The organism is Arthrobacter sp. BF1, from assembly GCF_056680215.1.
Genome location: NZ_CM155271.1, coordinates 1276997 through 1296108 on the forward strand (window position 1 = coordinate 1276997; position 19112 = coordinate 1296108).

At 64.6% G+C, this 19112-nt stretch carries 18 protein-coding genes; 6 read left to right on the forward strand and 12 right to left on the reverse strand.

Annotation, left to right across the window (positions count from 1 at the left end; genetic code table 11):
• Positions 1 to 125: 125 nt before the first annotated feature.
• A complete protein-coding gene (gene phoH2 / locus AC1MCD_RS06135; RefSeq protein WP_498676833.1) occupies positions 126 to 1550 on the forward strand; it encodes an RNA 5'-3' helicase PhoH2 in 1425 nt (474 codons plus the stop codon).
• Between the two features lie 335 nt (positions 1551 to 1885).
• Here the strand turns inward: phoH2 and AC1MCD_RS06140 are convergent, their stop codons facing one another.
• The gene (locus AC1MCD_RS06140) at positions 1886 to 2539 is read right to left on the reverse strand and encodes a GNAT family N-acetyltransferase (RefSeq protein WP_498676836.1); all 654 of its coding nucleotides are present in this window, start codon (positions 2537 to 2539) and stop codon (positions 1886 to 1888) included.
• 50 nt (positions 2540 to 2589) lie between these two features.
• A complete protein-coding gene (locus AC1MCD_RS06145; RefSeq protein ID WP_498676839.1) occupies positions 2590 to 3384 on the reverse strand; it encodes a hypothetical protein in 795 nt (264 codons plus the stop codon).
• Between the two features lie 59 nt (positions 3385 to 3443).
• Between AC1MCD_RS06145 and AC1MCD_RS06150 the strand changes: the two genes are divergently transcribed.
• Positions 3444 to 4001, forward strand: a complete 558-nt coding sequence (locus tag AC1MCD_RS06150) for a prepilin peptidase (RefSeq protein ID WP_498676840.1) — start codon at positions 3444 to 3446, stop codon at positions 3999 to 4001.
• Between the two features lie 78 nt (positions 4002 to 4079).
• On the opposite strand, the gene AC1MCD_RS06155 is transcribed toward AC1MCD_RS06150, so the two are convergent.
• From AC1MCD_RS06155 to AC1MCD_RS06175, 5 genes are all read right to left on the reverse strand, one after another.
• Positions 4080 to 5756, reverse strand: coding sequence for an MDR family MFS transporter (locus AC1MCD_RS06155; protein WP_498676842.1), 1677 nt, complete (start codon positions 5754 to 5756; stop codon positions 4080 to 4082).
• Entirely contained in the window at positions 5753 to 6418 is a 666-nt protein-coding gene (locus AC1MCD_RS06160) for a TetR/AcrR family transcriptional regulator (RefSeq protein WP_498676844.1), read from the reverse strand. The genes AC1MCD_RS06155 and AC1MCD_RS06160 overlap by 4 nt, the downstream gene beginning before the upstream one ends.
• A 135-nt stretch (positions 6419 to 6553) precedes the next feature.
• Positions 6554 to 7975, reverse strand: a complete 1422-nt coding sequence (locus AC1MCD_RS06165; RefSeq protein ID WP_498676846.1) for a class II fumarate hydratase — start codon at positions 7973 to 7975, stop codon at positions 6554 to 6556.
• A gap of 76 nt (positions 7976 to 8051) precedes the next feature.
• Positions 8052 to 8666: a carbonic anhydrase gene (locus tag AC1MCD_RS06170; protein ID WP_498676849.1), complete on the reverse strand. Its 615-nt coding sequence runs from the start codon at positions 8664 to 8666 to the stop codon at positions 8052 to 8054.
• Positions 8667 to 8675: 9 nt separating this feature from the next.
• Positions 8676 to 9356 (reverse strand): DUF4245 domain-containing protein, encoded by a 681-nt coding sequence (locus AC1MCD_RS06175; RefSeq protein ID WP_498678202.1) that lies wholly within the window; start codon positions 9354 to 9356, stop codon positions 8676 to 8678.
• A gap of 218 nt (positions 9357 to 9574) precedes the next feature.
• On the opposite strand from AC1MCD_RS06175, the gene glpX reads away from it, so the two are divergent.
• Positions 9575 to 10597 (forward strand): class II fructose-bisphosphatase, encoded by a 1023-nt coding sequence (gene glpX, locus AC1MCD_RS06180; RefSeq protein WP_498678204.1) that lies wholly within the window; start codon positions 9575 to 9577, stop codon positions 10595 to 10597.
• A 135-nt stretch (positions 10598 to 10732) separates the two neighbouring features.
• The gene (locus tag AC1MCD_RS06185; protein WP_498676851.1) at positions 10733 to 11818 is read left to right on the forward strand and encodes a lipid II:glycine glycyltransferase FemX; all 1086 of its coding nucleotides are present in this window, start codon (positions 10733 to 10735) and stop codon (positions 11816 to 11818) included.
• Here the strand turns inward: AC1MCD_RS06185 and manA are convergent.
• The 4 genes from manA to AC1MCD_RS06205 all read right to left on the reverse strand — a co-directional run bounded on the left by manA (position 11805) and on the right by AC1MCD_RS06205 (position 16526).
• Complete coding sequence (gene manA, locus AC1MCD_RS06190) at positions 11805 to 13061, reverse strand: mannose-6-phosphate isomerase, class I (protein WP_498676853.1); 1257 nt, start codon at positions 13059 to 13061, stop codon at positions 11805 to 11807. The genes AC1MCD_RS06185 and manA overlap by 14 nt on opposite strands.
• A 70-nt stretch (positions 13062 to 13131) precedes the next feature.
• The gene (locus AC1MCD_RS06195) at positions 13132 to 14778 is read right to left on the reverse strand and encodes an LCP family protein (RefSeq protein WP_498676855.1); all 1647 of its coding nucleotides are present in this window, start codon (positions 14776 to 14778) and stop codon (positions 13132 to 13134) included.
• 9 nt (positions 14779 to 14787) lie between these two features.
• The gene (gene purE, locus AC1MCD_RS06200) at positions 14788 to 15381 is read right to left on the reverse strand and encodes a 5-(carboxyamino)imidazole ribonucleotide mutase (protein WP_498676857.1); all 594 of its coding nucleotides are present in this window, start codon (positions 15379 to 15381) and stop codon (positions 14788 to 14790) included.
• Positions 15378 to 16526: a 5-(carboxyamino)imidazole ribonucleotide synthase gene (locus tag AC1MCD_RS06205; RefSeq protein WP_498678205.1), complete on the reverse strand. Its 1149-nt coding sequence runs from the start codon at positions 16524 to 16526 to the stop codon at positions 15378 to 15380. The genes purE and AC1MCD_RS06205 overlap by 4 nt, the downstream gene beginning before the upstream one ends.
• Before the next feature lie 220 nt (positions 16527 to 16746).
• Between AC1MCD_RS06205 and AC1MCD_RS06210 the strand changes: the two genes are divergently transcribed.
• Positions 16747 to 17349, forward strand: a complete 603-nt coding sequence (locus AC1MCD_RS06210) for a GtrA family protein (RefSeq protein WP_498676859.1) — start codon at positions 16747 to 16749, stop codon at positions 17347 to 17349.
• Between the two features lie 87 nt (positions 17350 to 17436).
• Here the strand turns inward: AC1MCD_RS06210 and AC1MCD_RS06215 are convergent, their stop codons facing one another.
• Complete coding sequence (locus AC1MCD_RS06215) at positions 17437 to 18135, reverse strand: TIGR03089 family protein (protein WP_498676861.1); 699 nt, start codon at positions 18133 to 18135, stop codon at positions 17437 to 17439.
• A 415-nt stretch (positions 18136 to 18550) separates the two neighbouring features.
• On the opposite strand from AC1MCD_RS06215, the gene AC1MCD_RS06220 reads away from it, so the two are divergent.
• Positions 18551 to 19090: a WhiB family transcriptional regulator gene (locus tag AC1MCD_RS06220; protein ID WP_498676863.1), complete on the forward strand. Its 540-nt coding sequence runs from the start codon at positions 18551 to 18553 to the stop codon at positions 19088 to 19090.
• Positions 19091 to 19112: the final 22 nt, after the last annotated feature.

The window sequence follows — 19112 nt, forward strand, 5'->3', positions numbered from 1 at the left end:
TGTTCGGGGAGGCCAGTACATGGAGCGAATTTTCGCACCGGTTGTATGGGAGGCCGAGTCCGGCCTTCAGGCCGAACCGCCTCACCAATAACAAATCCGGGCATGTGCCCGGGGCTGGAGTCGATGTGGCTACTTCTGAACTACTGCCCGAGGTCGTTTCCGAAGGACAGAAAGCTACCTCTCGCACCACGCGAGCTACCTCAAAAACCGGTGCAGCCAACAAAGCTGCGGCCGGTTTTGCCGTCTCCGGAAGGGAAGCCACCATCAGCAGCTTTGTCATTGACACCTCCGTCCTGCTCTCGGACCCGCGCGCACTGCTGCGCTTCGCCGAGCACGAGGTGATCGTCCCCATCGTTGTCATCACCGAACTTGAGGGGAAACGGCACGACCCCGAGTTGGGCTACTTTGCCCGCAAGGCCCTCCGGCTGCTCGATGACCTCCGCGTGAAGCACGGCGGCCTGAGCCAGCCCATTCCCATTGGCGACAGCGGCGGCACACTGATGGTGGAGCTGAACCACATCTCCGCAGATGTGCTTCCGCTCGGGTTCCGCAGCGGCGACAACGACAGCCGCATCCTGGCAGTGGCCAAGAACCTGGCCAACGAAGGCCGGAACGTCACCGTTGTGTCGAAGGACCTGCCCATGCGGGTCAAAGCCTCCGCCATGGGCCTCACCGCCGACGAATACCGCAACGAACTGGTGCAGGACTCCGGTTGGACGGGCATTGCCGAGGTGGAAGCCAGTGACGACGAAGTCAATACCCTCTACGGCCACGAGCCGGTCTTCATCCCCGCAGCCGCGGAAATGCCGGTCAACACCGGCCTGGTGCTCCTCTCCAACCGCGGTTCAGCCCTGGGCCGCGTGGGTGCCGACAAGCAGGTCAGGCTCGTTAAGGGTGACCGCGACGTGTTCGGGCTGCACGGACGCTCGGCAGAACAGCGGCTGGCCATCGACATGCTGATGGATCCCGCCGTCGGCATCGTGTCCATCGGCGGACGGGCGGGCACAGGCAAATCCGCCCTGGCCCTTTGTGCGGGCCTCGAAGCGGTGCTGGAACGCCGCGAACACCGCAAAGTGATCGTCTTCCGGCCCCTCTACGCTGTGGGCGGCCAGGAACTCGGCTACCTGCCCGGCTCCGAGTCGGAAAAGATGAACCCCTGGGCGCAGGCCGTCTTCGACACCCTCGGTGCCCTGGTCAGCCAGGAAGTCGTGGAAGAGGTGATGGACCGCGGCATGCTGGAGGTCATGCCACTGACCCACATCCGCGGCCGCTCGCTGCACGACGCCTTCGTGATCGTGGACGAGGCCCAGTCGCTGGAGAAGAACGTGCTCCTCACCGTGATGAGCCGTATCGGCCAGAACTCGAAGATCGTCCTCACCCACGACGTCGCCCAGCGCGACAACCTGCGCGTCGGCCGGCACGACGGTATCGCCGCCGTCGTCGAAACCCTGAAAGGACACCCCCTCTTCGGCCACATCACCCTGACCCGTTCAGAGCGCTCACCCATCGCGGCCCTGGTCACGGAACTCCTGGAGGGGGCTGAGATCTAAGCCGGCGTTTCCGTGTGAGCGGCCCGTGGTTCCGTTCGTCGGGCCACGGCCCTTCTCCGTCGCTTAGACACGTCGCAATGGGGCCCCTTCGGTCGCTGGGCGACCTCTGGGTCCCGATGCGCCGCGATGCGCTCCTACGAGAAGGACCGCAACCCGACTGCAGCGTGCCGTTCACCTTGAGAAGCGGGCCCGCGCACTCGTCCGGTCCGAGTCCTTCGCGTAGGAGCGCATCGCCGACCAAAGCGTTGCAGGTCGCTTAGCGTAGCGGCGCGTCGGGAGGTGTCTAAGCGACGGCGAAGGGCGCGGGGCGGACGAACCCAGCCACGCCTCGGCACTCAGACGAGCGAAGCCCCGAGAAGCCTGGCGGCGGCTTCGTGGCCTTCTACTTGGAGCGTCCAGTCGGGGCGCTTGAATGTTGCCGGGGTGAGGCGGACTTTTTGGACGTCCACGGCTTTGCCGCCCCAGGCCGTGCGGGTGGTGCCGTTGAGTTCGTAGCCGAGGGAGCGGGACACTCCGAGGGAGGCGGCGTTCCAGGCTGCGGCTTCCGATTCGGCGACTTCGGCGCCGAGCCAGTCGAAGGCGTACAGCGCGACGGCGGCGCGCATCTCCTTGCCCAGGCCCTGGCCGTGGACGGACTGCCTGAGCCACGAGCCGGTGCTGACGGTTTTGAGGGTGGCGAAGTCTTTGGCACCGATGTCTTGGCAACCCATGAACTGGTCTTCGTGCCAGATGCCGAGGAGCAGGGTCCAGTCTTCGGGGGTGGCCTGGCCGCGGCAGCGCCAGTACCACTGGGCCATGTTGGTGCCCAGCGTCTCCGCCGGAAGTTCCGTCCAGGGGTTGCTGAAGGGGTTCCGGCCGGGATCATGGATGCCGCTCGCGGCCGCTGCGACAGCGGCTGGTATGTCGTCGTCGGTGATGGGCCGCAGTACCAGCCTGGGTGTGGTCAGTGTGAGGCCGAAGAGGGGCCAGATGGAGGTCAGCGCGGTCATCAGCGAAGCCTAATCGACGGCTGGAGATCCGGCCTGTCAAGCGGTTCGGTTCAGGCCCGGATGTCCCAACTGATGTGGCGGCGAACGTCCGTGAGGTTCATTGACTGGGCGAGGAAGAGGTCGTCGAGCATGTACTCGTCGACCGCTATGATCCGGATCCAATGGCCATGATCCAGCGACGCGTCCTCCAGCGACTGGCTGGCGACACAGACGCCCGTCTCAAGGTCGACTCGCACGCGGTTGCTGCCGGGCAGGCACAGCGGTGCACCGGAATCCGTGGGGCGGTAGGAGGCAGTGGGAGAAACTCTCGCCTCCAATGCTGGCCGGCCGTGGTGTTCGACGCGGCGGACCCCGTCCACGTCGACCGGATTCGTTCCCGGGAACTCCAACGGAACCGGAGCATTGCCGGCAAGCTCCACGGGATCCAGGGCGGCCGAGAAGCGGCCGTTTCCAAAGCCCGGTTCGCCGTAGGCGGCCTCCGGCCGGCGCCTGACCAGGCCACCGTCGTCGTATACGGGCGCCACAAGGTGCGGCGGCAGTAGCCAGGACTTCCGCGTGGAGCTGACGTACAAGCCGTCCCTCGAATCATTGATCCCTGTGGTGCTGTGGAGGACAAGTCGGTCGGCGGTCTCCAGGCGGAGCGCTCCGGGCCGGCGCAGCCAGGCCCTGACCAACGGCGCCGCCGGATCGGGCGTATCGGCAAAGGGCTCATCCCAGTATTCAAACCGCAGGGATTGCCATTTCCAGGGGGAAGAACGGCACAGGTTCCGGAACGTCGCGGTCAGGTCTGTGGCCGCTGCACTGCTGTCCGGGTTTGGCCGGCGCCTTGTGTCCCAGGTCGACATATCCACAGTTTACGCGTGGACCCTGCGCGGCCGTGGCGGAATCCAGTAGCATCCGAGGGGTGATCCGACGACTCGATGGACTATGGGATGCCACCCCCCTGGCGTTCTGGCTGGTACTTGCTGCGTGTGCCTACTTCCTGGTGATGGCCGCCCGACTGACGGTCATCGATGTCCGCCACCATCTGCTGCCCAACCGGATTGTCTTCCCGTCCTACGCCGTCGCGGGAGTTCTGCTTCTTGCCGCGGCCATAGTGCACGTCGTTGGCGGTCCAGGCGCCGTGCAAGGAACGCCCGACGGCGGCGCCGAACTTTGGGGCGTACCCGCCCTTCGGATACTGGCCGGGGGAGCGGTTCTCTGGTTGTTTTACTTTGTCCTGCGGCTGGTTTACCCACCCGGCATGGGCTTTGGCGACGTCAAGCTCGCAGGCGTCCTGGGGATGTATTTGGGTTACCTTGGCTGGGCGCATGTGTTTGCTGGAACCTTCGCAGCCTTCCTGCTGGGCGGCCTCTGGTCGCTGGCCCTGCTGGCAGCACGACGCGGCACACTGAAGTCGGCTATCCCTTTCGGTCCGTTCATGCTCGCGGGCGCGGCCGCCGCCATGCTGCTGCCGGCCTGATTCGGCCGCGATATCGACCTATCCTGACGAAAACAGGGGCGCCGCAACCCCCAATGTTGCGGCGCCCCTGCAGGCCGTTTATGGCACCGGGACCGTGACCTCTGTGGCACCTGTAGCTCTTGTGGTGTCCGCCCCGTCCTGGCGCAGCCCCTGCAAACGCTCTGCTTCCAGCCGATCCGCCTCCTCGCCGCCCACGGCCTCACCCCGGGCCACCATACCGGCGGTGTCCGACAACGGTATTTGCTTCAGCGTGATGGCAAGAAACAGCGCGGCGGCGATGAAGGGGATGAGGTACCAGAACACCGGTGCCAGGGACTCCGCATAGGCGTTGACGATCGCGTCCCGAAGCTGTTCCGGGAGCTGGCTCAAAGCCTGCGGATCCAGTGAGCTGGTGGACTGGGAGGCCTGCGCCGCCGACGCCCCGGCGCCGGTGAACGCGTTCGTCAGGGACTCGGAGAGCCTGTTGGTGAAAATGGCACCAAAGACTGCCACGCCCATGGCGGCGCCGACTTCGCGGAAGTAGTTGTTGGTGCTTGTGGCTGTCCCGATCTGATCGGCCGGGACTGAGTTCTGCACCACGAGGACCACAACCTGCATGATCAGGCCCAGGCCGGCGCCGAAGATGAACAGCTGGACGCAGATGACCCAGATCGGGGTGGCAGCCGTCAGCGTGGTCATCCACAGCATGGCGGCCATCGTGAACGCTGCGCCCAGGATCGGGAACATTTTGTACTTGCCCGTCTTGGAAATCCGGATTCCCGAGTAGATCGAGGTACCCATCAGACCCACCATCATGGGCAGCATCAACAGGCCGGACTCGGCCGCAGAGGTGCCCGAAGACATCTGCAGGAAGGTGGGAACGAAAGCGATCGCCGAGAACATGCCCAGGCCAAGGGTGAATCCGATGGCCGTGGCGTTGACGAAGATCCGGTTCTTGAAGAGGCTCAGGGGGATGATGGGGTCCTCGGCCCGGCGCTCCACCATAACGAAGGCCGCGGCCGTGAGGATCAGGCCGGCGCCGAACGCCCACGTCAGGGGTGAATCCCAGCCTTCGTCCTTCTTGCCGCCGAAGTCGGTGAAGAAGATCAGGCACGTGGTGGCGGCGGACAGGAGGAGCACGCCCAGGATATCGATCCGTTTCCCGGCCTTCTTGTTCGGCAGAGTCAGGGTGAACCAGGCGATGGCGAACGCAGCGATGCCGATGGGGATGTTGATGTAGAAGGCCCACTCCCAGGTCAGGTGGTCGACAAAGAAGCCGCCAAGCAGGGGACCGGCGACGGCAGAGAGGCCGAAGATCGCTCCCAGCGGGCCCATGTACTTGCCGCGGTCTTTGGCCGGAACAATGTCGGCGATGATGGCCTGCGACAGGATCATCAGGCCGCCGCCGCCCAGCCCCTGGATGGCGCGGAAGATAACAAAACCCCAGAAATCCGTGGCCAAGGCACAGCCCACCGATGCGAGCGTAAACAGCGCAATGGCAACGAGGAACAGGTTCCGCCGGCCCAGGACGTCACCGAACTTGCCATAGATGGGCATCACGATGGTAGTGGCCAGCAGGTAGGCAGTAGTGATCCAGGCCTGGTGTTCCACTCCGCCGAGCTTCCCCACGATGGTGGGCATGGCCGTGGAGACGATGGTCTGGTCAAGGCTGGAAAGGAGCATCCCGGCAATGAGCGCCGAGAAGATGATCCAGATGCGCTTCTGGGTCAGCAGCAGCGGACCTGCCGCGGCTTTGGAACTGACAGTGGTGCTCATGGGCGTCCTTCTATGGTTTCTGGCATTTCAAAATGCTGGGGGAAGAGTTGGCTGGCGGCGGTGATGTTTTCCATCAGTAACTCGGCGTAGGGGCGGGTGTTGCCGTCGGAGAAATACGCCATGCTGCTTTTCCGGGCGATGGTGCCCAGCAGGGCAACAGCCATCTGCACCACGGGATGGTCAGGGGCCACGCCCTCGCGATGCGCGACGTCGTTGGCGAACTGCGCTTCCCGGTGCTCCGTCGCACCGATGATCCGGAGGACCAGTTGGGGTTCTTTTTTGACGACGCCGATCAGTTGGCGGGTCTCCTCTTCGGAAGCAGCCATGTGTTCGGACAGCTTCAACGAGAGTCGGATGAGGTCCCGAAATAGAGTGGGGGAAATTTCCCCGGGAGGCGACGATGAGCCGCCGGCGACAAACTCGTCCACAACGTCCTGGGGGATCTCATCGTCGGCGTGGCCGATGATGGCGTCTTCCTTGGTGGGGAAGTAGTTGAAGAACGTCCGGCGGGAGATCTCGGCGCGCTCGCAGACCTCCTCCACCGTGTAGCCGTTCAGGCCGCGCTGGGCAGTGAGGGAACGCGCGACGGCGGTGAGGGCCGCCCGCGTGGCGGCGCGCTTGCGCTCCCTGAGACCACCCTCGATTTCTGCACTATTATCCACAAAGTAAAGTTTTGCACTCAGCAACTAATAGTGCAAGATTTCGGAGTGTGGCCTTAACCACCAGCGGCCGCCCGCCTTCGTTATGAAGGTGGTCGGCCGCCGTCGTACTACTGCTGGGAGCCTCGCGGCTGGGAACTATGCCTTGTGCGGCGGGCGCGTCATGGACATAACGTCCAGCGCGGTGTCCAGCTGCTCTTCGGTCAGTTCGCCGCGTTCCAGGAAGCCCATGGCCACCACGGTTTCGCGGATGGTCAGGCCCTCTGCCACGGACTTCTTGGCGATCTTCGCGGCGTTTTCGTAGCCGATGTGCTTGTTCAGCGGCGTGACGATGGACGGCGACGCCTCGGCCAGGAAGCGGGCGCGCTCCACGTTCGCCGTGATGCCGTCGATCATCTTGTCGGCCATGACGCGGCTGGTGTTCGCCAGCAGGCGGATGGACTCGAGCAGGTTGGCGGCCATGACGGGGATGCCGACGTTCAGCTCGAAGGCGCCGTTGGTGCCCGACCAGGCGATGGCGGTGTCGTTGCCGATGACCTGCGCGCAGACCATGATGGACGCCTCGCAGATGACGGGGTTGACCTTGCCCGGCATGATCGAGGAGCCCGGCTGCAGGTCCGGGATGGCGATTTCGCCGAGGCCGGTGTTGGGGCCGGAGCCCATCCAGCGGAGGTCATTGTTGATCTTCATGAAGGAGATCGCGATGTTCCGGAGCTGGCTGGAGGCTTCGATGAGGCCGTCGCGGTTGGCCTGTGCCTCGAAGTGGTCGCGGGCTTCGGTCAGCGGCAGGCCGGTGTCGGTGGCGAGCAGTTCGATGACACGCTCCGGGAAGCCGGCCGGGGTGTTGATGCCGGTGCCCACGGCCGTGCCGCCGAGCGGAACCTCGGCAACGCGGGGGAGGGAAGCGTTGATGCGCTCGATGCCGTAGCGGACCTGCGCTGCGTAGCCGCCAAACTCCTGGCCAAGGGTTACCGGGGTGGCATCCATCAGGTGCGTGCGGCCGGACTTGACCACGTCCTTGAACTCAACAGCCTTGCGCTCCAGCGACTCGGCCAGGTAGCCGAGGGCGGGGATGAGGTCGTTGATCAGGGCCGAGGTGGCGGCAACGTGGACTGACGTGGGGAAAACGTCGTTGGAGGACTGCGAGGCGTTGACATGGTCGTTCGGGTGGACAACCTTGTCGCTGCCGGCAGCCTTGAGGGCGCGCGTGGCCAGTTCGGCCAGGACCTCGTTCGTGTTCATATTCGAGGACGTGCCGGAGCCGGTCTGGAAGACGTCGATGGGGAAGTCGCCGTCGTACTTGCCGGCTGCTACCTCGTCGGCGGCCTCGGCAATTGCCTTGGCCAGCTCGCCGTCGAGCACCCCAAGTTCTGCGTTGGCCTGGGCTGCTGCCTTCTTGACCCGGGCAAGGGCTTCGATGTGCGCCCGCTCCAGGGTTTTGCCGGAGATGGGGAAGTTCTCAACTGCACGCTGCGTCTGGGCACGGTACAGGGCGTTCACGGGGACGCGGACTTCGCCCATCGTGTCGTGTTCAATGCGGAATTCTTCAGTGGAAGTCATGGGGCTAGCTTAGGACGATGTGCGCCCGGGGCTAAAACCGTGAACCGCATGCTACGGACGCGGCCAGGGGCTTGGGCTAGAGCTCGCCGATGCCCGAAACCAACTTGGCCCGACCCTCGACGAGGCTGTACTTCAAACCGATCACGGCGGCGCGGCCTTCATCGACTGCGTCGGAGATCACACGGGAACTGTCCACCAGCCGCTGTGACGTCTGCTTGGTGTGCTCCACCACCATTTGATTGATTTCATGCTGGTCGTTCCGCAGGGACGTCAGCACCGAGGGAGTGATCCGCTCCACGAGGTCACGCATGAAGCCGACCGGCATCTCGCCGGTGTCCACCGCCGCTTTCGTTGCGGTCACGGCGCCGCAGCTGTCGTGGCCGAGCACCACGATCAGAGGCACCCCCAAGACACTGATGCTGTACTCCAGGGATCCCAGGACGGCGTCGTCAATCACCTGCCCTGCCGTTCGCACCACGAAGGCGTCCCCGAGGCCGAGATCGAAAATAATCTCTGCCGCCAGCCGTGAATCGGAACAGCCGAAGATCACGGCAAACGGATGCTGGGTCTCCACCAGCGACGACCGGCGGGACGCATCCTGGTTCGGGTGCGACGATTCGCCGTTGACAAAACGTTCGTTGCCTTCGCGCAGCCGGCGCCAGGCGAGGGCAGGAGTCAGGTATGTAGCCACTGGCCTACCTTACGGCGCAGGGCTGGCTGACGGTGAAACCGTTACGGCAGGATTGCTGTCCATGGATTTCACGACGGCGTCAGCCAGGACAGTGAACTCGTCCAGTTGCGCGGTACCGGTGAGGACAACGGTGGTGCCGCGGTAGTCCAGGATCATGCTCTTTTCACCCTTGCCGGCATCCCGGAGTTCCCAGGACTGGCCGCCGGCGTCGCGGGTTCCGGTGACCGGGGCGCTTTTGGTCTGCTGCAGCAGCCAGGTGGGATTGGACTGCCTGGCCTGGACCAGGCCGATGAAGGCATCCTTCGGCGTGATGTAACCCACCTCCCACGTGGGAACGCCGCTGCCGCTGCCTGACTCCCACCGCGCGTAGTTTGGCCTGAAGGTGTTAGCCGTATCGGGGGAGGCGGGTGTGAATCCCGCCACATCCGCGGCGTTCCGTGCCACGGCGCTGACGTCGATGTCCGGGCGGAACCCCTCGCTTTTGGGAAGCGGATTCATCAGGATGATGGGCAGGAAGGCAGCAATGCTGACCACCAGGGCAACGATCATGCCGATCACGGACGCATTGGCGCGTTTGGCGGCTGCGGCCGGAATGACGGGCTTAACCGCCGGCTGGTCCACCTCGGGCGTGTCCTCTACGGCGCGTCCGGTGTCCGAGGGATCTGGCGCGGGGCTTGTCTTTTCCTGCATTTCGCTCACCCCTCTATAGTCGCCCATGCATGGGCCCAACTCACACTCGGGGCCGCACCCAGCTCTGAGGGCCATGTTGCGTCCGCACGTCATCCCAGCACTCCGGAGTGGCGCCGCGACTATGATCAGTAACAGAGGAATCACCGCGTCTGCTGAATCCGGCTGAGCGGGTCCAATGATCGCCACTCGAAGAAGAGGTTCACGTGTCACCAGCGTCCATGACCCAGAAGTACTCCACACTTTCCCCGTCGCTCGCCGTCGGCATCGATGAGCCGGACCGCAACCTTGCACTCGAACTTGTCCGCGTCACCGAAGCCGCGGCCATCGCCGGCGGCCACTGGGTGGGCTTCGGCGACAAGAACAAGGCTGACGGCGCCGCTGTCGATGCCATGCGCTCCTTCCTTCAGACGGTCCACTTCAACGGCGTTGTGGTCATCGGCGAAGGCGAAAAAGACGAAGCCCCCATGCTGTTCAACGGCGAACACGTTGGCGACGGCACCGGCCCTGAGTGCGACGTTGCCGTGGACCCGATCGACGGCACCCGGCTCACCGCGTTGGGCATCAACAATGCCCTCGCAGTCCTCGCCGTGGCCGAACGCGGCTCCATGTTCGACCCCTCCGCAGTGTTCTACATGGAGAAGCTCGTCACGGGCCCGGAAGCTGCCGACATGGTCGACCTGCGCCTCCCTGTGAAGCAGAACCTGCATTTGATCGCCAAGGCGAAGGGCGTAAAGGTCAACCAGCTTAACGTCATGATCCTGGATCGTGACCGCCACCGCCCCTTGGTCGAAGAGATCCGTGAGGCCGGTGCCCGCACCAAATTCATCATGGACGGCGATGTCGCCGGCGCCATTGCTGCAGCCCGCTCCGGCACCGGCGTTGACGCCCTCATGGGCATCGGCGGCACTCCGGAAGGCATCGTCGCCGCCTGCGCCATTAAGTCCCTCGGCGGCGTTATCCAGGGCCGGCTGTGGCCCACCAGCGACGACGAGAAGCAGAAGGCCCTCGACGCCGGCCACGACCTGGACCGCGTGCTGTCCACCAACGACCTCGTGTCGAGCGACAACTGCTACTTCGCAGCCACGGGCATCACTGACGGCGACCTCCTCAAGGGCGTCCGCTACTCCAAGGACAAGGTCCTGACCCAGTCAATCGTGATGCGCTCCAAGTCGGGCACCATCCGCTTTGTCGACGGCGAGCACCAGGCCAGCAAGTGGGAAGGCTACGCCCGGAAGAACTAGTTCCACGGCACAGTGAGAGAAGCGCCACACCGCAGTTGCGGTGGGGCGCTTCTCTGCATGCAGCCTGGCTTCCAGTGCGGACTGCGGCCGGAGCCGGGGCCAGCCGTAACAGGGCCTTGGTATAGGGTGGAATTCATGAGTCTTGCCGTTGTGCCCTGTACTGACCGCGCCGTCTGGGACGGATATGTTGACCGGTTCCAGGGCCATCCTCAGCAGCTATGGGGCTGGGGAGAAACCAAGGCCATGCACGGCTGGTCCGTGGACCGCGTTGTGGTCACTGACGACGAAAACATTCTCGGCTGCGCGCAGTTGCTGATCCGGAAGCTGCCGTTGCCATTCCGGGCACTGGTCTACGTACCGCGGGGTCCCATGTGCTCCGCAGAGAACGCCACCGCCGTCCTGGAACAGTTGGCCAACTATGCTTCTTCCCGCCACCGGGGCGTGGCGCTGAGCATTGAGCCCGATTGGGACGCCGAATCCCCCTACGGAGGGGCAGTCGCTGCCGCCGGCTTCAAGCCGTCCGGGAACACCGTGCTGATCCCGCGCACACTCATCCTTGACCTGGCCAGGACGGATGATGAGCTCATGGCCGACATGTCCAAGTCCACGCGCGCCAACATCCGCAAAGCGATGCGAAGCGAGGTGGACTTCCGGAAAGTCCAGACCCCCGCTGAGCTTGAGCAGGTGTTGGGCATTTACCACGAAACGGCTGCCCGTGCCGGGTTCGGAATCCACGAGGACCAGTACTACCGGGACATCTCCGCCAACCTGGGAGAGGGTTCACCCATCATCGGGGCCTTCGACGGCGACCAACTCCTGGCGTTCGTTTGGCTGTCCCGGAGCGGGGCAACAGCGTTTGAGCTCTACGGAGGAGTCTCGGCCGAAGGCCAGAAACAGCGGGTGAACTACGGCGTCAAGTGGGCCGCCCTGCGAGCCATGCGCGAGGACGGCTGCGGGCGCTACGACTTCAACGGCCTGCTCAACGACGGCATCTCCGACTTCAAGAAGCAGTTCGCCAAGCACGAGAACATGCTGATGGGAACGTGGGAGAAGCCGCTGTCACCGCTCTACCCCGTGTACGCGCGGGCCATGCCGGCCGCCCGCAAGGGACTGCAGGCAGCCCGGAAGGGCCTGCAGGCGACCCGCAAGGCGCTGCCGGCCGCCCGCAGCAAGGGACTGCCCGCCGCGCGCCAGCTCCTGAAGCGGGTTACGCGGCGCTAAGGGCCCCGGTGGTGACGGCGAACGCCACCGCCGTCTCCGTAGCCCCGGCCACAGCATGGACGTTCACCGGAGCCTCGGCGGCGGCCAGGAACGCGCTGCCGCCGCGGGCCAGCTCCAGGTCGCCCTTGGGCGAGTCGAGGTACACCGAGCCTTCCACCACAATGACAACGACGGCGCCTGCCTGGGCGAGCGGGACCGGTGCGGCGCCCGGGGCCAGCTCGATCCGCTGAAGCTGGAATTCCCGGAACGGGGGCCGGTACAGTTCCTGGCCCAGTCCGGAGAACTCCGGCGTGAGCAGCGGAACATCCACCGGCCGGAACTCGATGGTCTTCAGGAGCTCGGGGACGTCAACGAACTTCGGTGTCAGCCCGCCGCGGAGCACGTTGTCTGAGGAAGCCATGACCTCCACGCCCAAACCGTGAAGGTAGGCGTGGACATTTCCGGCCGGCAGATAAACGGCGTCGCCGGGTGCCAGCGAAAGCCTGTTCAGCAGTAGCGATAGCAGCACTCCGGGATCGCCGGGATATTTCTCATTCAGGCTGACCACGGTGGACAGTTCCGCTTGGTACGGCACCAGCGGAGCGCCGGAAATCAGGGCGACGGCCACCGTCGCGGTGGCATGGGAAACCTCTTCGCCACCATTGATCAGCCGTTCGAAGGCGCTCCGCAGGCCGGCGCCCTCATCCGGATTTTCCAGGAGCTGCAGCAGTTCGGTCAGCAGTGCCGGGACCTCGGTGTCCACCAGGTCGAAGCAGCCGGCCAGGTGCAGCAGGACCTTCCGGGTGGCCGCCGGCGGCCGGAACCCGCAGAGCGCCTCAAACGGGGTGAGCGCAAAAATCATCTCGGGCTTGTGGTTGTCGTCCCGATAGTTCCGGTGTGGCGCATCGGGAGCTACACCCTCAGCGTTCTCCCGGGCGAAACCTGCCTTTGCCTGCTCAAGGCTGGGGTGGACCTGCAGGCTCAGGGGCTGGGACGCCGCCAGGATCTTGGTCAGGAAAGGTAGCTTCGGCCCGAACGCGGCCACGGATTCCGCGCTGAGGTAATGTTCCGGGTCTTCGGCGATGAGGTCGTCGAGAGGCACTGTCGTGCCGTCGGGACGCCGGGCAACGGACGGGGAGTCCGGGTGCGCGCCTATCCACATTTCGGCTTCCGGCCGGCCGGATTCGGGGCGTCCCAGGAGCCCGGCGATCGCCGTCGTGGATCCCCAGGCGTAGTCGCGGAGGACGTTCTCAATTTCGTGCACAGCCGGTGTCCGTTCTAGGTTTCAGGTCTTTGGGTCGTCGGGGCCTATGCAGCCGGGCAACAGCGGGCCTTTACAGGGGCGCGCATTGACCGTTGGTGGCCACGAGCTGGCGGATGGCTTCCTCATTGCCCTCGCGCTTGAGCTGGGTCAGCAGCTCCTCGGTGATCGGTTCGCCGTCGGGCGTTGTGGTTACCGGCGTGAAGTCCGACGACGGCGGGGGAGTTTGTTGCGCCGGCCAACCGCCTGCCAGGCCGGAAGCAGCCTGCAGCGGTCCGGCTGCCTGCACCTGTCCGCCAGTCGTGGGAGGCTGCACCACGCCGTCGACGAACGCCGCAGCCTTGGGGCCCGAGGCAGAGGCCAGGAGCTGGTCCACCTTGTCGTGGATGACGTCGAAGTCAGGCACCGTGGAGAAGGAAGCATCGAAGTCGGGCGGGCCGATGGTGAGCCGCTTGGCCTGCTGCCCCTTGGCCTTCATGGCAAGATCCACAAAGCTGCCGAGCTGGGACGAGGAGATGTTGGACTCCACCACCTTCGTGCCCGCATTCGCGATGTCCTCGAATTTGGACAGCAGCGTGGCAGGGTCCAACTGCTTCAGCATGGCCTGCTGGACGCACTGCTGGCGCTGGATCCGGGAGTAGTCGTCCACGTATTCGCGGGACCGTCCGTACCAAAGTGCGTGCTCGCCATCGAGTGTTTGTTCACCGGCGGGAATCCAGCCCAGTGGCATGCCGTGGGTGCGCGTCACCTCATCGAAGTAACCGCTCATCGGAACCCAGCCGCCGGCCTTGATTTTGATGCCGCCCATGGCGTCAATGAGCTTGGCGAAGCCGGCCATATCCACCAGAACATAGGCCTGGACAGTAATGCCCAGCGTCCCTGAGACTGCCTCGAGGGTCGCCTGCGCACCTGGATCGGCTACACCCGGGTAGAGGTCGGCGTGCTCATTCGTTACTTCAGTGTTGATGGCGTTGATCAGGCACTCGTCACCACAGTTGTACCCATCCGGGTAGACCTTGCGCATGGGGGAGTTTTCGCTGAACTGGGCGTTCTGGAGGTTTCGCGGCACGGAGATGATGGCGGTCTGGCCGGTCTTGGCGTCCACGCTGAGGACGGAAAGGCTGTCCGGGCGCCGGCCTGTGCGGTCGTCGCCGGCGTCACCGCCCATCATCAGGAAGTTGTAGCGGCCCTCCACCGGGTCAATCGCCGGTCCGGCCGAGAAGATATTGCCAATGGCATTGCGCCCCACGTTGAGCAGGTAAGCGGCGTACCCCAAGGTGCCGCTGCTGAGGACCAAGGCAATAACAAGGGAAAGGACGACGGCGGGACGCGCCCCCGGTGCCAAGAGGACCGGCCTGATCAGCCGCAGGGTGTTGATAAAGAGGAACGCCCACCCGAGGGCGAGCGCCACCAGGAGCACGATGATCACCAGCGAAGCGAAGGGGTCGGTGATGACATTGATCAGGAGGGTGCGGTTGAGGATAAACAGCAGCACTGCTGCCACCAGCACCACCCAGGCGCCCAGGGTCACCCGCAGGGCGGTTCGGCCGAGTTTACGGTCACCGGCCACAATCTGAGCGCTTCCGGGCACCAGAAGGGTCATCAGCAGCAGGACAAAGGCCCGCTTGGTCCGGACAGGGGACGAGGCGCCGGACGGAAACCGTACGGGGTCGGTCATGACCGGGCCGGGGGCGGGGTGCTGCGGTTCGCTTCTGGACATGTCCGGTTCCTAGCGGCTGCCCCGGAGGACGCCATTGCCGTCGGCGAAGACTTCGCGGACTTTCTGCCTGAGGCTGGCTCCCTTGCGGGCCGCGGCGTCGTTGAGCTCCTGGGCGAAGTCTCCGAGATCGGCGCGGAGTGAGGCCGCCAGTGCGTCCGTGCCCGAGGCGAGGATGCGGACGGCCAGCAGGCCGGCGTTGCGGGCGCCGGCTATGGACACGGTGGCGACCGGCACGCCGGCCGGCATCTGCACGATGGACAGGAGGGAATCCATGCCGTCCAGGGTCTTCAGCGGGACCGGGACACCAATGACAGGCAGGGGAGTCACGCTGGCGAGCATGCCCGGAAGGTGCGCCGCCCCGCCGGCACCTGCGATGATGACACGCAGGCCGCGTTCATGGGCGGTCTGCCCGTACCGGATCATTTCCGTGGGCATCCGGTGGGCGGAGACTACATCGGCTTCAAAAGGTATGCCGAATTCGGCCAGCGCATCAGCCGCGGCCTCCATCACCGGCCAGTCCGAATCTGAACCCATAACAAGCCCGACAAGAGGGCCGCTGCCCGTGTCGGCAGTCCCGGTGCCGGGGGTGGTTTCGTTGCTCATGCGTTCTCCTCGGAAATCCGTGCTGAATCTTCGGCCGGGATCCGGCCGTCCCGAATGATGGCTGCCACCCGCGTGGCGCGTCGCCGGACCGAGTCCACATCATCGGTGGAGTCCCCGACGAGGTTGACGTGGCCGATTTTGCGGCCCGGACGCACCGATTTGCCGTAGCAGTGGACCTTCGCCGCCGGCTCACTTGCGAGGGCAGCCGGGTACGCCGAGAACAGGTCCTGGTTGTCGCCGCCCAGGAAATTTTTCATCACCACCACCGGGCCCAGAACATCGGTGGCCCCCAGCGGAAGGTTCAGAACTGCCCGCAGATGCTGCTCAAACTGGCTGGTGACTGAACCGTCCTGGGTCCAGTGGCCGGTATTGTGAGGCCGCATGGCCAGTTCGTTAATGAGGAAGCCCGCGCCGGTGCCGGGTGTTTCGAAGAGTTCTGCGGCCATCACACCGGTGACGCCGAGTTCGTGGGCGATCCGCAGGGCTGCGTCTTCGGCTGCTGCCGCAACCTCCAGGGGGATGCCCAGGGCAGGCGCTATGACTTCATCGCAGACGCCGTCCACCTGGATGGTGTGCACCACCGGCCAGGCCCTCGCTTCACCGTCAGGGGTCCGCGCAACCAAGGCGGACAGTTCGCGGCTGAACTCAACCTTTGCTTCGGCGAGGAGCGGGCTCATGGCCTCGAACCACGGAGCAGCCTCGGCGGCATCCTCGGCGGAGTCGACGATCCGCACGCCCTTGCCGTCGTAGCCTCCGCGGGGCATTTTGAGGACCACCGGCCAGCCGATCCCGTCGCCGAATCTCACCAGTGCGGCGACGTCAGCGACCTCCGCCCACGCCGGGTTTGGGAGGCCGAGCCTGTCGATGGCAGCCCGCATCACCAGTTTGTCCTGCGCGTTGACCAGGGCATCGGGGCCGGGCTGGACGTTGACGCCGGCGGCCAGGAGTTCGCGAAGGTGGTCATTGGGGACGTGCTCGTGATCGAACGTCATGACGTCCAGCCCGTCGGCGAAGTCGAGGAGGGTTTGGAGGTCTTTGTAGTCACCAACCGGTGAAGTGGCGACGGCTGAGACGGCTGAAACGTCTTCAGCTTCGGCCAGTACACGCAGTTCAAAACCAAGGGCGGTGGCGGCTGGGGCCATCATGCGCGCGAGTTGGCCGCCGCCAACCACGCCGATTACTGGAAAAGTCACATATGCCAGCCTACAGAAAAGGTCGCCGGATCCCGGCTTTCGGGCGCCACGACGCCCCCAAACCTGGTAACCCGGCCACCGCCGGACCAGGCTGGCAGGCTGGTTCCCAGCTTTGGGGGCTAAAATAAACCTCTGGCCGTGTGGCCCATAGAACGGACGGCCATGGAGGGTCATGATTAACTCACTCGCAGATCGTATCCGGGGACTAGCCTCGCTGTTTTGGCGCGAGGTAGCCAAATTCGGAGCAGTTGGCGGTGTGGCGTTCGTCATTGACAACGGCCTGACCTACTACCTGATGCACGGTCCCATGACGGACAGCGAAGCCAAGGCACGCTTTGTCGGCGCCAGCATCGCCACGGTCTTTTCCTGGATCGCCAACCGGCTCTGGACGTTCCGGCATCGGCGGCAGGCAAACGTGCTCCGCGAATTCGGGATGTTTATCCTCATTAACGGCGTCGGCATCGGCATCTCAACGGGGTTCACTGCCCTGGCCAAATATTCGTTCAACGTGACGGACAAGAACATGCTGTTCGCCGCAGGTGTTGTAGGAATCCTGGTAGCTACTGTGGTCCGGTTCTTTGCCTACCGGTTCCTTGTGTTCAACCAGGAACTGGACCAGGAGCCGGAGTTCTCCCACGACCACGAGATCATCGAGGGGCACCACCACGACAAGGCTGCTGCGGCAACCGTCCCGGGCGGGAAAACACCTGCGGCCAGCGCCCACAGCTCGGAGGTCCCTGATCCGGACGCGACCGGAAGTGCCCGGCAGCCCTAGAAGGTAAGCCCTGGTTCTTCGGCAGCTGCTGGGGCAGTTGCACTTTACTGGGGCAGCTGCGGTACCTGGGCCGGCGCCCCGGGCCCGCTACCTTCCTTGGATGCGCTCCGTAGCCAGAAGCTGGTCTGTCAGCTGTACATCGGGGTGAGCCAGCACCACCGAACCCCCGTTGTGCCAAGCGCCAAGGGAGTTCGCCAGGGCTGCCTCCAAACCCTCCCCAGCCGCGACCAGGAGCCTCACTCCTTCATCGTGCGGGGCTGAGAAACCGGTCAGCAGGTCGCCATGGAGGTAGCGTGTCCCCTCGCGGTCAAGGATGGCGCAGCCGGACGCGGACGGATCTGAGTGGGCCATAAAAACGTCGCCATGGGAACGCACCTCGGCCGCATAGTCGATAACCCCGGCAGGCAACTCTCCCGGCCACCGCATGGCAAGCGCAGGCAGCGCGACGGCGATAACGGCGTCGTGCTTTCCTGCTTCGGTTCCCGGCTTGTCGGTGACGAGCAAGTCAGCCTCGCCTCCATCGAGGACTGTCTCCATGCCGAGTTGCCAGGCGGCCAGGGCCCAAATCAGTGATTTCCAGTGGGCAGGGAGGTCAAGGCCCAGCCGCATCCCCGGTTCGGCGTCCAGTTCGTCCTGCAGCAGGTTGCCGGTCTTGGCGACCCAGTTATCCAGGACGCGGCCGGAGAGTTCCACCCGTTCGGAGTCCGGCCCGTACCAGGTGAGCCGGGGTGATGTGGCGTGGCCGGAACGCAGGTTGGTCATCAGTTCGATCGCCGGGATGCTCATGGCACCATCTTGCCACGGACGCCCCGGGCACATCCTTGGCCGGGGAGTGCCTCCCGCCACCCGCACCGGCGGTCTGCAACCGCTTTTTTTGATGTGATGTTCCTCACAGCCTGTTTGTCAGGTTATTTGTCTTATTGCAGCGGCGCCTGTACTTTTGGCCGTTATTCGTGGCAATCGGGGGCTGTCGGCGATATGCTGAGGCCGCTCGCCGCTCGGCGCGCCGATCCTTGGGAAAATTCCCGGGCGTGGCGTGACGGCGTTTCGCCGGGAAAGTTGATTATTATCCATCGACGGCTTGACTCTCCGCTAGTTACACACGTGTAATTAGATATCGAAAGCGACTGCATAAATACCCGCACTCAACCGAGTGTCCATGGGAACCATGCAGTGGTTGCAAACTTTCAGGAGGGTCGCCGTGGGGCAAGCAGAGCGTATCCATGAAGATGCCGTCGCCGGCCAGGCAACGGCTAAATACCGCGCACGGGGCGTACCGAGCGACTGGTACGTGGACCCTGCTGATCCTGACGCCGCGGACCGCTACAACCGAAATACCAAGGACCCCCTCCAGGACCAGGCCACAGCGTTCCTGGCGGCCCATGAAGCACTCCTTGACGGCGGGCACGACCAGGACGAGGACGACCTGGATCCGCCCATGGAACTGCGCACTGCCGGCCCCGAGACTACCCAGCCGGTCTGGATCGGATTGCCGTTCCAGCAGGACTTTGATGACGAAGGTGAACTTGGCTGGCAGACTGACGCACTGTGCGCCCAGACCGACCCGGAAGCATTCTTTCCGGAAAAGGGCGGATCCACGCGGGACGCCAAGAAGGTGTGCGGCGCATGCAATGTGCGCTCACAGTGCCTGGAATACGCGCTGGCGAATGACGAACGGTTTGGCATTTGGGGTGGCCTTTCCGAGCGTGAACGCCGGCGGCTAAGGAAGCGAGCAGTCTAATTCTTCAGGAAGTACATGTCAC

What these genes read in the sequence shown, in the direction of transcription:
- AC1MCD_RS06175 (WP_498678202.1), bottom strand. Translation starts at nt 9,356, where the DNA reads ATGCAGGAAAAGACAAGCCCCGCGCCAGATCCCTCGGACACCGGACGC.
- purE (WP_498676857.1), bottom strand. Translation starts at nt 15,381, where the DNA reads ATGAGCAACGAAACCACCCCCGGCACCGGGACTGCCGACACGGGCAGC.
- AC1MCD_RS06140 (WP_498676836.1), bottom strand. Translation starts at nt 2,539, where the DNA reads ATGACCGCGCTGACCTCCATCTGGCCCCTCTTCGGCCTCACACTGACC.
- AC1MCD_RS06155 (WP_498676842.1), bottom strand. Translation starts at nt 5,756, where the DNA reads ATGAGCACCACTGTCAGTTCCAAAGCCGCGGCAGGTCCGCTGCTGCTG.
- AC1MCD_RS06145 (WP_498676839.1), bottom strand. Translation starts at nt 3,384, where the DNA reads ATGTCGACCTGGGACACAAGGCGCCGGCCAAACCCGGACAGCAGTGCA.
- AC1MCD_RS06165 (WP_498676846.1), bottom strand. Translation starts at nt 7,975, where the DNA reads ATGACTTCCACTGAAGAATTCCGCATTGAACACGACACGATGGGCGAA.
- AC1MCD_RS06210 (WP_498676859.1), top strand. Translation starts at nt 16,747, where the DNA reads ATGATTAACTCACTCGCAGATCGTATCCGGGGACTAGCCTCGCTGTTT.
- glpX (WP_498678204.1), top strand. Translation starts at nt 9,575, where the DNA reads ATGACCCAGAAGTACTCCACACTTTCCCCGTCGCTCGCCGTCGGCATC.
- AC1MCD_RS06215 (WP_498676861.1), bottom strand. Translation starts at nt 18,135, where the DNA reads ATGAGCATCCCGGCGATCGAACTGATGACCAACCTGCGTTCCGGCCAC.
- AC1MCD_RS06185 (WP_498676851.1), top strand. Translation starts at nt 10,733, where the DNA reads ATGAGTCTTGCCGTTGTGCCCTGTACTGACCGCGCCGTCTGGGACGGA.
- AC1MCD_RS06195 (WP_498676855.1), bottom strand. Translation starts at nt 14,778, where the DNA reads ATGTCCAGAAGCGAACCGCAGCACCCCGCCCCCGGCCCGGTCATGACC.
- AC1MCD_RS06205 (WP_498678205.1), bottom strand. Translation starts at nt 16,526, where the DNA reads ATGATGGCCCCAGCCGCCACCGCCCTTGGTTTTGAACTGCGTGTACTG.